Genomic DNA, 14,083 nt, shown 5'->3' on the forward strand with positions numbered 1-14,083 from the left:
TGAGTGGAGGAGAGCCCCCTTCCTGCACTTGGAGTGGAGGAGAGCCCCCTTCCTGCACTTGGAGTGGAGGAGAGCCCCCTTCCTGCACTTGGAGTGGAGGAGAGCCCCCTTCCTGCACTTGGAGTGGAGGAAAGCCCCCTTCCTGCACTGGGGGGTGGAGGAAGGGGCTGGGGGTGGGGTGGCCTGGGGGTGGGTCAGGTGTCCTCGTCGGCGTCGAGGGAGTCGGAGATCCAGGCGGCGACCGGGAGGTCGCGGTTGGCGCATTCGGTGGCCAGCCGGATGGTCCAGCGCAGGGCCTGCATGACCACCGCCGCCACCTCGCTGGGGGCGGCGGTGCTCAGCGCGATGTCGATCTGGGCGCGGGCCGCGTCCTGGTCGCCGTGGACCTCGGCGAGCAGGGTGCGGACCGCGGTGCGCACCGGCGGGTCGGCGTCGTCGATGGAGACTTCCTGGCCGTCGGCGTCGTAGACCTGCATCTTGACCGGGGTGGCCCCGCCGGAGCCGAGCGCGGCGACCATCTCGCTGCACTCGCGGAACAGCATCAGCACGAGTTCCTTGCCGTCGACGTCGCCGGCCGGCGAGGTGTCGACGAAGGTGGTCAGCAGGCTGATCGCGGCGCCGTCGTCGCCCGCCTGGGCGGCGGCGAGCGCCTCGCCGGCCGTGCTGACCATGCGCTGTCGTCGCTCCGGATCCTGTGGGTCCACCGGCCCATCTTGCAACACAACCGGGACCGGCGGTGATCCAATCGGCCGTCCGGGTTCAGGAGTGCTTGAAACGCCAGGTCTTCGAGTCGGTGAGCACGCAGAACCCGGGCGACATCACGATCACCCGCAGGGTTGCGTCCCGCATGTCGTAGTCCATGCCCTCGACCTCGAACGTGCCGGTGCACGAGCTCTGCAGCGGCAGCTGGCCGAGAGCGCTCACATGGGCCGACACGTCGGAGCCGCCGAGCGCGCCGGCGAGATCCAGTTGCAGCAACGGCTTCGTGACGCCGAACAGCGACCCCTCGGGGTCGTCGGAGGCGCACAGCAGCTGGGCCGACGAGGTGAAGTCGCAGCCCTGCACGTCGCGGACCGGGTGGTCCAGCCGGATCGCGAAGGCGTACGGCAGGTTCTGGCTCGGGGTGGTGAACCGGATGCCGGGCATCGGGTACACCAGCAGGCGGTCCATGGTGCCGTACTCGCCGGCCACCAGCCACTGCCCGTCCGGCGAGACCGCGGCGAACGAGTTGTTCAACGCCTCCCAGGACTCCAGCTTGTGGGTGTACTCGGCCCAGCTGCCGTCGGGCGACTGGACGCGGAACATCTTGGCCCCGTTGTTGTCGCTCTGGTACGGCTCGATGTAGTAGCCCAGCCGCGAACCCGGGTCGCCGACGTGGTTCCAGCCCTTGACCGAGTCGGCGACCGGGATGGTCGAGATGCCGGTGTACTGGATGAAGCTGGAGTTGGGCCGCACCACCGTGGCCAGGCCCTGGCTCTCGTCCAGCGCCCGGGCGTGGTCGGAGCCCTGGATCACCCAGGCCCCGGTGTCGGCGTGCGCGAGACCCGGCGCGATCACGGCGACGGCCACGGCCAGCGCGGCGGCCAGCGTCTTCCTACCCATGTGCACCCCTTCGTCGAGGACGGCCGCGCACAGACGTACCAGTCCCGGGCCAGAATCTGAAGAATTTTCGCGATCGACCGCGTGACGGGCCGGATAACTGTGAACGATCCGGGGCTTCTCGGCGTGGAAGCGCGCCCATACCCTCGGCTGTGTTAGGGAACTTTCCTAATCATATAGGTGAATCCAGGAGGTGTTCATGAAAAGCAAGCTGCTGGTCGCCCTGCTCGGCATCGGCTTGCTGGTCGCGGTCGCCGCCCCTGCCCAGGCTGCCGTCACGCCGCACGCGACCACGTACACGATGTACGTGACGCTGTACGGGGCCCTGGACAACGACCCGCCCGGCACGGCCGCGATCGCCTACCCGCAGATCCACTCGCAGGCGGGCGGCGTCGGCACGTACAGCAACCCGGTCACGTTCGCGACGAGCAAGTCGGAACTGGCCCCCGGCACCAAGGTCTACTACGCGTACCTGAAGAAGTACTTCATCATGGAGGACAGCTGCGCCGCCTGTATCTCCGACTGGAACAGCGGCAAGCGCCACATCGACCTGTGGGCCGGCAACTCGACCAACTCGGCGATCATCGCCTGTGAGAACAAGCTGACCCGCAGCGGCTCGGTGATCGTGAACCCGGCGTCCAACCTGGCCGTGGACACGACGCCGATCTTCAACACCAGCAGCCACGTCTGCTACTCGCCGTGATCGCACGGTGACGCAGCGGTCCGGTAACGCCGCGCCGGGCCGCCCGATGTGAGAATTCTCCGCTGACCAGCGCTGTCGCCAAAGGGTTGCAGGTACCACAATCTTGCCTGTTGTTTCCCCCAGCTCGAAAGAGGCGGCGACATGGTGGACACCCTGCGTCCCGAGCGCGCCCGGCCGCTCAGCCGGCCGGAGTGGCTCAGCATCGGCGGCATGGCCGCGTTCGTGCTGGCCCTGCACGTGATCGGCTGGGGTTCCCTGATCTTCCTCATCTCGCCGGCCAACTACCAGATCGGCAACGGCCAGGTCTTCGGCATCGGCCTGGGCCTGACCGCCTACACCCTCGGCCTGCGGCACGCCTTCGACGCCGACCACATCGCGGCCATCGACAACACCACGCGCAAGCTGATGTCCGAGGGCAAGCGGCCGCTGTCGGTGGGATTCTGGTTCTCCCTCGGCCACTCCAGCGTGGTGTTCGGCCTGTGCGTGCTGCTCGCGCTGGGCGTGCGGGCGCTGGCCGGCGAGGTCGCCGACGACAGCTCGGGCCTGCACAGCTGGACCGGCCTGGTCGGCACGCTGGTGTCCGGCACCTTCCTGGTGCTCATCGGCGTGATCAACCTGGTGGTGATGGCCCACATCATCACGGTGTTCCGCAAGATGCGCGGCGGCGAGTTCGACGAGGCCGAGCTGGAGCGCCGGCTGGACGAGCGCGGCTTCATGAACCGGATCCTGCGCGGGCTGACCAAGGCGATCAGCCGGCCGTGGCAGATGTACCCGACCGGCCTGCTGTTCGGCCTCGGCTTCGACACCGCCACCGAGGTGTCGCTGCTCGTGCTCGCCGGCGGCGCCGCCGCGTTCTCCCTTCCCTGGTACGCCATTCTGACGCTGCCGGTGCTGTTCGCCGCCGGCATGAGCCTGTTCGACTCGATCGACGGCTGCTTCATGAACTTCGCCTACGGCTGGGCCTTCGCCAAGCCGGTGCGCAAGGTCTTCTACAACATCACCGTCACCGGCCTGTCGGTCGTGGTCGCCCTGGTGATCGGCGTGGTCGAGCTGCTCCAGCTGCTGGCCGAGAAGCTCGACGTCAGCACCGGCCTGCTCGGCTGGATCAGCGGGCTGGACCTGAACCTGGTCGGCTACGTCATCGTCGGCCTGTTCGTGGTGACCTGGCTGGTGGCGCTGGCGGTGTGGCGGTTCGGCCGCATCGAGGAACGCTGGGAGGTCAAGGCTTCCTAGCGGCGCAACGCCGACCATCCCGCCCCACGCACGATGCCCTCCTTCACCAGCGCCGCGACCCGGCCGGTGATCACTGTCTCCTTGGGACGGTCGTGCGCGTCGACCAGTTGCACCAGGCCGTCCTTGCGGCCCAGGCTGATGCACTGGAGGAAGTAGCGGTAGCTGAACGGTTTCGGCTCCTCGCCGCGGAGCCGGGTGGCGATCGCCCTGGCGGCGTACTCCGCCATCGGTTCGGCGGTCGCGCAGGCCATGCGCAGCTCCTGGCCGTCGATTTGGACCGCGGCGCTGTCGCCGACCGCGTAGATGTCGGGGTGCGACACCGACCGCAGCGTCGCGTCGACCACGATCCGTCCACTGTGGGCGGTCCGGACGCCGGCCTGCGTGGCCAGCGGTGACACCCGGAACCCGGTCGCCCAGACGGTGATGTCGCTCGCCAGCTCCTCGCTGTCGGTCAGCACCACGCTGTCCGCCAACACCTTGGCCACCCGCGCGCCGGTGCGGACCTCGATGCCCAGCCGGTCGAACACCCGACCCAGGTGCCTACGCGCCTTGACCGACAGGCCGCTGCCCGGCGCGTGACCGGCGACCATCCGGACGTGCAGATCCGGATGCTGTTCGGCCAGCTCGGTCGCCGCTTCAATCCCGGTCAGGCTGCCGCCGACGATCGTCACGGTTGCCTTGGCCGGCACCAGGTCCCGCAGCCTCGTGGCCTCGGCGAGGCCGGCCACCGGGTAGGCGTTCTCGGCGACGCCCGGAATCCCGTGGTCGTCCGAGACGCTGCCGAGTGCGTACACCAGCGTGTCGTAGCCGATCCCGCGGCCGTCGACGTCGATCTCCTTGGTGGCCGGGTCGATCGCCCGCACCCGGCCGACGACCAGCTCGATTCCCGTGCCTCGCACCGCTTCGGCCAGCGGCCGCACCCGCAGGTCCTCGCCGGCCGCGTGCTGGTGCAGCCGGATCCGCTCGACGAAGTCCGGCGCGGCATTGACCAGGGTGACGTGCGCGGTGGCCCGCCGGGCCAGCCGGCGTGCGACGGTGAGGCCCGCGTAGCCGGCGCCGATGACGACGATGTTCGTCATGTCCAGGTCCCTTCCCTTGTGGTGACGGGACCTGAACCGGGCAGCCGCGCGATTCCTGACAGGCCGGCTATGTGTCCTGCGTCACCTGCCTGGTCAGGTAGGCCAGCTTGTCCGGGTTGACGATCGCGCGGAAGTCGGTGATCAGGCCGTCCACGATCTGGAGGTTGATCACCACTGACAGCTCGCCGTGGATGAACGCCAGCACGGCCGGCTCGCCGTTGACCTCGTCCAGCCGGATCTCCAGGCCGTCGATGTCGCCGGCCAGCCAGTTGAGGTAGACCGCCGCCCGCTGCCGGCCGCGGATCGGCTTGCGCGCGGCGGTCGTCCGGCCGCCGCCGTCGGCCCAGGCCACCACGTCCTCGGCCAGCATGCCCTCCAGCGCCGCCATGTTCCCGCTGCGCGCGGCGACCAGGAAGTTCTTGGTGATGCGCAGTTTCTCCTCGCCGTCGGCGTCGAACCGGCGGCGGTCCTGGGCCACCCGCTGCCTGGCCCGGTGGTAGAGCTGCTGGCAGTTGGCCTCGCTCAGGTCGAGCACGTCGGCGATCTCACGGTGGCTGTACTCGAAGGCCTCGCGCAGCACGAACACCGCCCGCTCGGCCGGCGTGAGCCGTTCGATCAGCAGCAGGAACGCCATCGTCACCGACTCGCGCAGCTCGGCTGTGTCCAGCGGGGTGCGCGCGGTCAGCACCGGCTCCGGCAGCCAGGGGCCGACGTAGCTCTCGCGGCGGGCCCGCGCCGAGGTCAGCCGGTTCAGGCACAGGTTGGTGAGGACCTTGGTCAGCCAGGCCGCCGGCTCGTGGATCTCGGTCCGATCGGCGGCGTGCCAGCGCAGGTAGGTGTCCTGCACCGCGTCCTCGGCCTCGGCCGCCGAGCCGAGCAGGCGGTAGGCGACCGCGAACAGCCGCGGCCGGTGCCGCTCGAAGTCCGCCGCTGCGAGATCCATCGGGCCGAGTCTAGGCGGGGCTTGCCCCTCTCGTAGCGAGAACTCCTAGCGTGGTCGCCATGAGTTGGTCGATCAGCGAACTGGCCCGGATGGCCGGGGTGACGGCCCGGGCACTGCGGCACTACGACGAGATCGGGGTGCTGCGCCCGGCCCGGGTCGGCCCCAGCGGCCACCGCTGGTACGAGCGGGAGCAGTTGTTGCGGCTACAGGAGATCCTGCTGATGCGGCAGCTGGACATGGACCTGCCGACCATCGCCCGGATCCTGGACGGCGAGCACGACCGGCTCGCCGCCCTGCGCGACCACCGCGAACGGCTGCGGGCCCGGCACGACCGCCTCGAACGGCTGGTCCGCACGATCAACCGAACCATCGCCGATCTGGAAGGAGGCACTGTTGTGCCCGACCACGAGCTGTTCGACGGCTTCGAGCTCAGCCCGGCCGCGCTGGACGAGCTGGAGGCCAAGTCGCCCGAGTCGTCCAAGCCGTACTTCGACGAGGTGCGGGCCGGCATCGCCGGCTGGACCGAGGCCGACTTCGCCGCCGCCAACGAGAAGGCCGCCGAGTGGGAGCGCCGGCTGCTCGCCCTGATGCTGGCCGACGTCCCGGCCGACGATCCCCGGACCCTCGACCTGGTGGCCGAGGAGCACGCCGCGCAGCGGGAGGTGCTCAGCCTGGACAAGGCCGACTACTGCAAGCTGGCCGAGGCCTTCGCCGCCACGCCCGAGCTGCGCGCCCACCTCGACGCCCGCCACCCGCGGCTGGCCGAGTACCTGCGCGACGCGATGCTGGCCTACGCCGCCGCCCGGCTGAGCTGAGCGCCCCCGATCGGGGCAATTAGGCAATTCCATCCGTCTGAATACACTCGAACGGGCGATCCGGCACTGTTGATAAACGGGGCGTGCCGCTATCCTCCGAAGTCGGACCGATTCCGGCCGGGGGTGCCGCCATGAACGCTGACGTCGATCATTGGCTCGCCCGTGAGTTGCCGGCCGAACTGGCTCGTCGCCCCGGATTCGCGGGGCTGGCGATCGGCGGCTCCCATGGCGTGGGGGCGGCCGACGAGCATTCCGATCTGGATCTGTTCGTTCTGGTGGCCGAGGATCGCCTGGCCGACGCGTTGCGCGGCGATATCGATCTGGCGCCGGAGACGATCGGGGTGGATCAGGTCCGCTATCTCCCTGAATTCGGTGTCCGGGCGGCGGTGCTCAGCGCGCGGCTGGGTCTGGTCGAATTCTTCTTCCTGACGCCGTCGACGATTGTGCCCACGCCGCTGCGGGCCAAGAACCGTATTCTGTGGGACCCGGACGGCCGGTTCGCGGAACTGCTCGAATCCTCGCTTCGGGCGGCCCGCGATCCGGCCGTCGTGCGTCGGCATCGAAACGCGGCCGCAGTGGATTTCCTCATCGGCTACACCTCGGCCGTGAAAAGCCTCCGCCGCGGCCATTACGGGGCCTGCCTCACCCGGCTGGACCGGGCCCGCAACCTCGTCTTCAGCGCCCTGGTCGCGCCCGACCGCTGGTGGCCCAGCCACGGCGTGCCGACCCAGCAGGCGCTGGCCGCCGTCGGCCTGTGGACCACGTTCCTGGACACCGTGCCGACGGCCGACCCGGCGTCGGCGCGGTGGGCGTTGCTCGTGCTCGGCCGCCTCGGCCGGGACCTCATCACCAACGATCCGTGGTGCGCCGAGGCCGTCCGCTGCTATGCCGCCGAGGTCCTCGGGGACGTGCCGTGATCCCGCATGGCCTGGTCAATGCGGCCTTGAGCAGGTCATTCGCCGAGTTCTGGGGCCCGGTGGAGGTGCGCGCCGAGGTGCTGCCGCTCGCCGCGCTGCGGTCGACGATCCGTTCGGTGCGGCGTGCGCGCTTGAGCAATGCGCACGCATTGCTCGAACGCGAACGCGCTGCTGGACTGCGTCCGTACACCTCGACGCGGTACGCGCCGGACCGCGTCGCCCTCGGCGTGATCGCCGAGTCGTACGGCGCGACGGCGGTGTTGCTCGACGGCACCAACCGAGCAGTGGCGGCGCTGCGCCACGGCTGCGAGGCGATTGCCGTGACGGTGATCCGACCTCGGGTTCGAAAGCCGCCGGCGGCCGAAGTCATACCGCTGGGGGACGTGACCGTCTGGGCCGGAAATGGGCCCAGAACCGATTTGTTCCGCAGCCTGGACGAGCGGCTGTTCCGGCCGATGCCGGACATTCTCGACCGGGCCGAACGGGAAGTGTTGGCGATAGTGGCCGAGGAGGACGGGAATGGCCCTGAAGGACTACACCTGGGACGAGTTGGACGACTGGGCGCGGTCGACGAGGTTGGACCGTGACGAGATACCGGGGCGGGTGGCGCTGACCGCTCCGCTGTTGGTCACCGACGCCGATGACCCGGGGCGAATTCTGCTGGTCGATCCGCATCCGCCGGGAACATGGGAGACCTGGATGTTCCCCTATGCCTCCCTGGTGCTTTCCGCGGCCGACATCCGGCGGCGGTGTGGGGAGGAGGTGGAGTTCCTCCGGCTGGCCGCCGGGGACAGTCTGGCCCGAGTGTCCGAATCGCTGGTGGAGCTGCGCGATCGGCTGAGCCTGGAGTACCGGCGGGCGTTGTCCGTCGGCTACAACAACGTTCTCCCTCATTTGCGGGATTCGTGGGGCGGCGACCCGGTCTACCGGAACTTTTCGCTCAAGTTCTCCAACACCTCGGACAGCTACACGGCCTACGTCTTCGACTACCACCGGACCGAGCTGCCGGCCGGCCGCCGGCTGTCGGTGCCACACGTCTGGGTGCGCGTCGACGAGTTCGCCGGCCGCCGGGTGGACGGCCACTTCCGGTTCCAGGACCGCAAGATCTCCTCGAACGTGCCGGAGGTGCTCGACCGGATGGCCGGCGCCTTTCCGCTCTGACCGTGACCACGACGACCTGATGTGAGCCGGCGGTGACCTACGAGATCCTCGACAGCGGGACGCCCGACCGGCGCCTGATGGAGGCGCCGGTGCAGGTGTGGGTGATCGCCACCCTGGAGATCACCGTGCACCAGGAGGCGGGCCACCCGCACCTGCTGCTGACCTATCCGAGCTATCCGCTGGGCACCGGCAGCGCCCACGACGAGGGCTACTGGGCCACGCCGTTCATGGCCTACCCGGTGAGCATGGGCTACGGGCCGCCGACCAAGGTCAGCTCGCTGTTCCGGCTGATCGACCAGACCATGGCGGCCAAGACCCCGGAGGCCGACATCAACCAGCTGGCCTACCTGCTGGGCCTGCGCGACACCACGGTGCGGCCGCTGGGGGAGTTCCTGGAGCTCAAGGTCTCGCCGCGGACCCCGGGCCTGGTCAAGGCGTTCAAGATCGTGCGATACCAGCTGTCCACTGTGGACGACGCATGCCTGCGCAACATCGCCGACCCGGATCTGCGGCGGGGCTACGTGTTCCTGCCGCTGCAACCGGACGGCGAGCACCTGCGCGAGCGCTACAGCGCCGCCCACAAGCGGGAGGAGCAGTGGTTCCTGGGCAAGCCGCTGATGAGCAACATCCAGCACGTGATGGCCACGCCCGGCCTGCGGGCCCGGCTCGGCTCGGCCAGCATTCCCTTGCCCCGCACCCTGTTCACCCGTCATGAGCAGGGCCTGCTGGTGGCGGTGGACCTCGCCGGCTACGGCACGGCGCTGAAGTACGCGCGGGAGCAGATGCACAGCTTCGGCTCGGACGCCGAGTCGATCCAGGCGGTGTTCCGCAAGTCCATCGGCACCCACTTCGACCGGATGCTGGGGCGGCTGGGCGCGATGCAGGTGCAGACCGCCGGCGACGGCTTCGTCGCGGCCTTCCCGTCCCGCGTGTTCTACGACCTGCCCGGGCTGGTGGCCGACCTGCTGGCCCGGTGGCGGCAGTTCGTCGGCGAGATCGGCCGGCTGAACCTGGAGATCCGCGAGGAGGGGCTGCGGGTCGGCTCCCGGATGGCGCTGCACTTCGGCGAGTACGAGTACGGCCGCATCGGCGGCATCGCCAGCTATGTGCCGGCCTTCGACGGAGCGTCCATTGTGGAGGTTGCCCGGCTGGAGCAGGGCTTGGCCGGCGCGATGCGCGGGCGGCATGAGGGCCTGGAGCCCAAACGGCACTACGTCGCCGTGAGCCAGGCCCTGCGTTACGTGCTCGGCGAGGGCTGGTCGGCGGCCGACGGGCTGGCCGGCCGGGTCGGGGTCCTCGACCTGGAGGCCAAGGAGTTCCGGGATCGGGCCGAGGTGTGGGAGGTGCGATCGCAGTGATCGGCACGGTGATCGAGGCCGCGGACATCGGCCTGGCGCTGCGGGACGGGGCCGACCGGGTGCACGCCACCGCCTGCGCCCTGGTGGCCGACCTGGCCGCCGCCTGCGCCGACGGCGCCGTCCGCGAGCGCCTGGCCGGCCGGGCGACCGTGCACCACAACGGGTTCGTGAAGCTGGTCGTGGTCGACACCGACGAGTGGGATTCCCCGCCGCTCAAGGGATATCGGCTGGTGCTGCACGTATGGGACCCGGCCGTGGCCCCGCACAGCGTCGAGGAGATCCACAACCACCGGTGGCGGTTCGCCAGCGTGCTGCTGCGTGGCGCGCTGAAGTGGGAGCACTTCCACGAGTACGACGGCGAGGACGAGCCGATCCCCTGCCTGGAGTACGAGTACCGCAGCCCCGGCCGCGACACCGGCTACCGCCTGCGTCCCCGCGGGCCGGTCACCCTGGCCCGCCAGTTCGTCGCCCTGGCCGGCGTCGGCGCCCGCTCGATGATGACCGTCAGCCAGATCCACCGCGTCGAGCCGGTCGCCGACACCCTGTCGGCGACCCTGTTCCTCCAGTTCCCGGTGGAACGCACTTCGACCCGGGTCTTCGTGGAGTCCTGGCGGCCGGCCTCGACCGCCCCGCGCCGCCTCCGCCGCCCCGCCCCGGCCGAACTGGCGGCCTGTCTGCGAAGGCTGGCGGCGGGGTTGTAGGAGGTTGTAGGAGAAGGGGGCCGGGGATTCGCGGCCCAGCTCCACCGGCCTGGTGGTGGGATGTGGCGTTCGGGGGCTAGAAGGGCCAGCCGTTCTCCAGCAGATCGAAGATCGGGTCCAGCAGGTCCGGGTTGTCGCCGTGGCGGTGGGCGAGCTGGCTGGCTTCGAGGGCGAAGCGGGCGAGGGCGGCGCAGCGGATGTCGTCGGCGGGCGCGCCGACTTCGGCGGCGATGGCGTGGGCGAGGGCGGTCTCGTGCCGGCGCCACATGCGTTCGGCGTAGTCGCCGAGGGCGGGGTTCTGGGCGATGACCCGGGCGAAGTCGCCGATCTCGGGATCGGTGGGGCGCTTGGACATCCGCCGGTGAAGGTGGTCGCGCAGGGCCTGGGGGACGGAGCGGCCGTCGCGGTCCCGGACCGAGGCGACGAGGGCGGCCTCGACGTCCGAGTCCTGGTCGAAGACCAGGGACTCCTTGCTGGGGAAGTACTTGAACAGCGTGGTCACCGACACGTCGGCGGCGTCGGCCACCTCCTTGACGCTGACCTGGTCGTAGCCGCGCGCGGCGAACAGCTCCAGGGCGGCGTCGGCCAGGGCCTGGCGGGTCTGGGCCTTCTTGCGCTCACGGCGTCCGAGCTGCTCCATGGGCCCATCCTACGACAAGGGTGCAACGACTTAAAAGATTGAGTCGTTGCACTTATTGAGTCAGTGTGGTTTTCTGGGGGCATGAACACAGCACGCATCGCCGTCATCGGCGCCGGCCCCGGCGGTCTCGCCGCGGCCCGCGGCCTGCAGATCAACGGTTTCGACGTCACGGTCATCGAGCGCGAGGCCTCGGCCTCCGCCCGATGGCAGGGCGGCATGCTCGACCTGCATGCCCCCACCGGCCAGGAGGCCATGCGCGCCCTCGGCCTGTACGAGCAGTTCCGCGCGGTGGCCCGGGCCGACGCCCAGGAGGTGCGGATGGTCAACGCCACCAGCGGCGAGCTGGTCAACCACCAGCAGCCCGGCGAGGACGAGTACTACGCCCCGGAGATCGACCGCGGCCAGCTGCGCGAGCTGCTGCTGAACTCCCTCAAGCCGAGCACCGTCCGCTGGGGCAGCCCGATCGAGGGCGTGAGCGCCGAGGCCGGCATCGCCACCGTGCGCTTCACCGACGGCGCAACGGAACAGTTCGACCTGGTGGTCGGGGCCGACGGCGCATGGTCGCGCACCCGCCCGGCCGTCTCGTCGGTCGCCCCGGTCTACACCGGCGCCGCCCTGGTCGAGACGTACCTGGACGACGTCGACAACCGCCACCCCGAGCTGGCCGAGCTGATCGGCCCGGGCAACCTGGTCGTCGGGGCCGGCACCGCCGGGATGCTGGCGGCGCAGCGCAACAGCGGCGGCCACGTCCGCGTGTACGCCGAGCTGGAGGACATCCCGCTGGACTGGGCCGGCGAGGCCGGCATCGACATGGCCGACACCGACGCCGTGCGCCGGTACCTGATGGGCCGCTTCGAGGGCTGGCACGACCGTGTGCTCGACCTCATCCGCGAGAACGACGGCGGCTTCATCAACCGCCCGCTGTACGTGCTGCCGACCGGTCACAGCTGGGCGCACGTCCCCGGGGTGACGCTGCTCGGCGATGCCGCGCATCTGCTGCCGCCGCATGGGATCGGCGCGAACCTGGCCCTGATCGACGGCAGCGACCTGGCCGCCGCGATCGCCGCCCACACCGATCTGGACCAGGGTGTCCGGGCCTATGAGGCGATCATGCTGCCGCGGGCCAAGGCGGCCGGCGAGGCCGACGAGGAGATCGCCGCGCTGATGGAGAACGCGGAGGCGCAGAACGTCAACGAGGTCCGGCAGCTGCTCAACGAGCGGATGCTCAACCCGGCCAAGTGAAGGTCGACGGAGGGGCCGAGGCCGGCGGGGGATGGTCTGTGGGAGAGAGAAGGCCGATGGCCGGTCAGGTGATGGAGTGCACGGCCGCGTAGGCCATGGCGGCCAGCAGGTCGGCCATCTGGTCCCGGTCCAGGTGGGCGGAGTGCGGAGTGGAGTTGATCAGCCCGAACAGGGCGTGCGCGCCGGCTCGGGCGGCGGGCTCGCCGACCTCGGGGCGGGCCCGGCGGATGGTGCTGACCCAGACCTCGACGTAGCGGCGTTGCAGGGTGCGCACGCGCTGGCGGTCGGCGTCGGCGAGATTGCCGAGGTCCCGCTCCTGCACGGTGATCAGCGCCGGGTTGTCCAGGGCGAAGTCGACCTGCCAGCGGATCAGCACCCGGATCGACTCGGCCGGGTCGGCGGCCTCGCGCACCCGGCTCTGGGCCCCGGCCAGCAGCAGCTCGCTGATCGAGGTGAGCATCTCCCCGAGCACGGAGTCCTTGCTGCGGAAGTGCCGGTACAGGGCGGGGCCGGAGATGCCGACGGCGGCGCCGATGTCGTTGATGCCCACGCCGTGGAAGCCGTGCCGGGCGAACAGCTCCGCGGCGGCGGCGAGGATCTGCTGGCGCCGGGTCGGGGGCGCGGTCGGCTCGGCGAACGGCACGCCACCGATGGTAGTCGAGTGAGTTAACGAACGCTAACCCCGGTATCGAACGGTGGAGTGACCGGGTGGGTTTCGCACCCATCAGGCGAATGATCCATCAACTCTTGACGCATCTCTTCCGGCGGAAACCGAGTCACTGCAACGATTATCAGGTCTTGGCACTACTTCAGCGGAGAGGTTCCCTGCCATGCGCCTGTCTCGCGCCCTGCTAGCCACGGCGGCCACGGCCGCCGTCGCACTGTCCACAACAGCCACCGCCTTCGCGGCCCCGGCCGCCGTGAACTACGCGGCGGTCGGCGACTCCTACGCTGCCGGCGTCGGCACGCAGAGTTCGTACGACAACAGCTGCGACCGCAGCGCCAAGGGCTACCCAAGCCTGTGGGCGGCCGCGCACTCGGTGTCCGCTTTCACGAATGTCGCCTGCACGGGCGCGAAGACCAGTGACGTGATCAACAGTCAGGTTGGCTCGCTGAGCGCGGCCAACACGGTGGTGACGGTGACCATCGGCGGCAACGACGCCGGCTTCACCAACACCATGGAGTCCTGCATCCTCGGCGGCGACTCCGGCTGCAACACCGCGGTCAACAATGCCAAGGCCTTCGTCGGCAGCACCCTGCCCGGCCTGCTGGACAACACCTACAACGCGATCCGCGGCCACGCTCCGAACGCGACGGTCTATGTGGTCGGCTACCCGCGCTTCTATCAGATCGGCGGCTCGTGCAGCGTCGGCCTGAGCGACACCTCCCGCGGCTACATCAACAGCGGCGCGGACGCCCTGGACTCAGCCATCTCGGCCGCGGCGAGCCGGCACGGCTTCCGGTTCGTCGACGTCCGCACCGCGTTCACCAACCATGGCATCTGCTCGTCGTCCTCGTGGCTGAACAGCGTGACCCTGCCGGTGGTGAACTCCTACCACCCGAACTCCTCGGGCTACGCCAGCGGCTACCTGCCCACGCTGACCGCCGTGACCGGCTGAGGGACCTGACTGGACGAAGCGGTTAGCGACCGTTAACCTGGAGCCTGGGGTTAACGGTCGCTAACAGCTGAGG

16 protein-coding genes are annotated in these 14,083 nt (G+C 69.9%); 10 read left to right on the top strand and 6 right to left on the bottom strand.

Annotation, left to right across the window (positions count from 1 at the left end; translation table 11 throughout):
• Nucleotides 1-194: 194 nt before the first annotated feature.
• Entirely contained in the window at nt 195-704 is a 510-nt protein-coding gene (locus ACIG5F_RS23760) for a hypothetical protein (RefSeq protein WP_396520839.1), read from the bottom strand.
• A gap of 55 nt (nt 705-759) precedes the next feature.
• Nucleotides 760-1,602 carry a hypothetical protein gene (locus ACIG5F_RS23765; RefSeq protein ID WP_396520841.1) on the bottom strand — a complete coding sequence of 281 codons (843 nt, stop codon included), beginning with the start codon at nt 1,600-1,602 and terminating at the stop codon, nt 760-762.
• Between the two features lie 196 nt (nt 1,603-1,798).
• Between ACIG5F_RS23765 and ACIG5F_RS23770 the strand changes: the two genes are divergently transcribed.
• Both ACIG5F_RS23770 and ACIG5F_RS23775 read left to right on the top strand, forming a co-directional pair.
• Nucleotides 1,799-2,302, top strand: coding sequence for a hypothetical protein (locus tag ACIG5F_RS23770; protein WP_396520843.1), 504 nt, complete (start codon nt 1,799-1,801; stop codon nt 2,300-2,302).
• Nucleotides 2,303-2,443: 141 nt separating this feature from the next.
• Nucleotides 2,444-3,535, top strand: coding sequence for a HoxN/HupN/NixA family nickel/cobalt transporter (locus ACIG5F_RS23775; protein WP_396520845.1), 1,092 nt, complete (start codon nt 2,444-2,446; stop codon nt 3,533-3,535).
• Here the strand turns inward: ACIG5F_RS23775 and ACIG5F_RS23780 are convergent.
• Entirely contained in the window at nt 3,532-4,614 is a 1,083-nt protein-coding gene (locus ACIG5F_RS23780) for an NAD(P)/FAD-dependent oxidoreductase (protein WP_396520847.1), read from the bottom strand. The two genes, ACIG5F_RS23775 and ACIG5F_RS23780, sit on opposite strands and share 4 nt — an antisense overlap.
• A 67-nt stretch (nt 4,615-4,681) precedes the next feature.
• Nucleotides 4,682-5,557, bottom strand: a complete 876-nt coding sequence (locus ACIG5F_RS23785; protein ID WP_396520849.1) for an RNA polymerase sigma-70 factor — start codon at nt 5,555-5,557, stop codon at nt 4,682-4,684.
• Between the two features lie 59 nt (nt 5,558-5,616).
• Here ACIG5F_RS23785 and ACIG5F_RS23790 point away from each other — a divergent pair, with 59 nt between their 5' ends.
• From ACIG5F_RS23790 to ACIG5F_RS23815, 6 genes are all read left to right on the top strand, one after another.
• On the top strand, nt 5,617-6,372 hold the full coding sequence (locus ACIG5F_RS23790; protein ID WP_396520851.1) for a MerR family transcriptional regulator: 756 nt from the start codon (nt 5,617-5,619) through the stop codon (nt 6,370-6,372).
• A 131-nt stretch (nt 6,373-6,503) separates the two neighbouring features.
• On the top strand, nt 6,504-7,289 hold the full coding sequence (locus tag ACIG5F_RS23795) for a hypothetical protein (RefSeq protein WP_396520853.1): 786 nt from the start codon (nt 6,504-6,506) through the stop codon (nt 7,287-7,289).
• 26 nt (nt 7,290-7,315) lie between these two features.
• The gene (locus ACIG5F_RS23800) at nt 7,316-7,876 is read left to right on the top strand and encodes a hypothetical protein (protein WP_396520855.1); all 561 of its coding nucleotides are present in this window, start codon (nt 7,316-7,318) and stop codon (nt 7,874-7,876) included.
• Entirely contained in the window at nt 7,809-8,450 is a 642-nt protein-coding gene (locus ACIG5F_RS23805) for a hypothetical protein (RefSeq protein WP_396520857.1), read from the top strand. Before ACIG5F_RS23800 ends, ACIG5F_RS23805 begins: the two co-directional genes overlap by 68 nt.
• Nucleotides 8,451-8,482: 32 nt before the next feature.
• Nucleotides 8,483-9,808 (top strand): hypothetical protein, encoded by a 1,326-nt coding sequence (locus tag ACIG5F_RS23810; RefSeq protein ID WP_396520859.1) that lies wholly within the window; start codon nt 8,483-8,485, stop codon nt 9,806-9,808.
• Complete coding sequence (locus tag ACIG5F_RS23815) at nt 9,805-10,509, top strand: hypothetical protein (RefSeq protein ID WP_396520860.1); 705 nt, start codon at nt 9,805-9,807, stop codon at nt 10,507-10,509. The genes ACIG5F_RS23810 and ACIG5F_RS23815 overlap by 4 nt, the downstream gene beginning before the upstream one ends.
• A 76-nt stretch (nt 10,510-10,585) precedes the next feature.
• Here the strand turns inward: ACIG5F_RS23815 and ACIG5F_RS23820 are convergent, their stop codons facing one another.
• Nucleotides 10,586-11,149 carry a TetR/AcrR family transcriptional regulator gene (locus tag ACIG5F_RS23820; RefSeq protein ID WP_396520862.1) on the bottom strand — a complete coding sequence of 188 codons (564 nt, stop codon included), beginning with the start codon at nt 11,147-11,149 and terminating at the stop codon, nt 10,586-10,588.
• Nucleotides 11,150-11,230: 81 nt separating this feature from the next.
• Between ACIG5F_RS23820 and ACIG5F_RS23825 the strand changes: the two genes are divergently transcribed.
• Nucleotides 11,231-12,391, top strand: a complete 1,161-nt coding sequence (locus tag ACIG5F_RS23825) for an FAD-dependent oxidoreductase (protein WP_396520864.1) — start codon at nt 11,231-11,233, stop codon at nt 12,389-12,391.
• A gap of 64 nt (nt 12,392-12,455) precedes the next feature.
• On the opposite strand, the gene ACIG5F_RS23830 is transcribed toward ACIG5F_RS23825, so the two are convergent.
• Nucleotides 12,456-13,034 (bottom strand): TetR/AcrR family transcriptional regulator, encoded by a 579-nt coding sequence (locus tag ACIG5F_RS23830; RefSeq protein WP_396520866.1) that lies wholly within the window; start codon nt 13,032-13,034, stop codon nt 12,456-12,458.
• A 187-nt stretch (nt 13,035-13,221) separates the two neighbouring features.
• Here ACIG5F_RS23830 and ACIG5F_RS23835 point away from each other — a divergent pair, with 187 nt between their 5' ends.
• Nucleotides 13,222-14,010 carry an SGNH/GDSL hydrolase family protein gene (locus ACIG5F_RS23835; RefSeq protein ID WP_396520868.1) on the top strand — a complete coding sequence of 263 codons (789 nt, stop codon included), beginning with the start codon at nt 13,222-13,224 and terminating at the stop codon, nt 14,008-14,010.
• The last annotated feature ends 73 nt before the right edge of the window (nt 14,011-14,083 follow it).

Origin of the sequence: Kutzneria sp. NPDC052558, assembly GCF_044547355.1 — a bacterium.
Lineage (GTDB): Bacteria > Actinomycetota > Actinomycetes > Mycobacteriales > Pseudonocardiaceae > Kutzneria.

What these genes read in the sequence shown, in the direction of transcription:
- ACIG5F_RS23765 (WP_396520841.1), bottom strand. Translation starts at nt 1,602, where the DNA reads ATGGGTAGGAAGACGCTGGCCGCCGCGCTGGCCGTGGCCGTCGCCGTG.
- ACIG5F_RS23770 (WP_396520843.1), top strand. Translation starts at nt 1,799, where the DNA reads ATGAAAAGCAAGCTGCTGGTCGCCCTGCTCGGCATCGGCTTGCTGGTC.
- ACIG5F_RS23775 (WP_396520845.1), top strand. Translation starts at nt 2,444, where the DNA reads ATGGTGGACACCCTGCGTCCCGAGCGCGCCCGGCCGCTCAGCCGGCCG.
- ACIG5F_RS23780 (WP_396520847.1), bottom strand. Translation starts at nt 4,614, where the DNA reads ATGACGAACATCGTCGTCATCGGCGCCGGCTACGCGGGCCTCACCGTC.
- ACIG5F_RS23785 (WP_396520849.1), bottom strand. Translation starts at nt 5,557, where the DNA reads ATGGATCTCGCAGCGGCGGACTTCGAGCGGCACCGGCCGCGGCTGTTC.
- ACIG5F_RS23790 (WP_396520851.1), top strand. Translation starts at nt 5,617, where the DNA reads ATGAGTTGGTCGATCAGCGAACTGGCCCGGATGGCCGGGGTGACGGCC.
- ACIG5F_RS23795 (WP_396520853.1), top strand. Translation starts at nt 6,504, where the DNA reads ATGAACGCTGACGTCGATCATTGGCTCGCCCGTGAGTTGCCGGCCGAA.
- ACIG5F_RS23805 (WP_396520857.1), top strand. Translation starts at nt 7,809, where the DNA reads ATGGCCCTGAAGGACTACACCTGGGACGAGTTGGACGACTGGGCGCGG.
- ACIG5F_RS23820 (WP_396520862.1), bottom strand. Translation starts at nt 11,149, where the DNA reads ATGGAGCAGCTCGGACGCCGTGAGCGCAAGAAGGCCCAGACCCGCCAG.
- ACIG5F_RS23825 (WP_396520864.1), top strand. Translation starts at nt 11,231, where the DNA reads ATGAACACAGCACGCATCGCCGTCATCGGCGCCGGCCCCGGCGGTCTC.
- ACIG5F_RS23835 (WP_396520868.1), top strand. Translation starts at nt 13,222, where the DNA reads ATGCGCCTGTCTCGCGCCCTGCTAGCCACGGCGGCCACGGCCGCCGTC.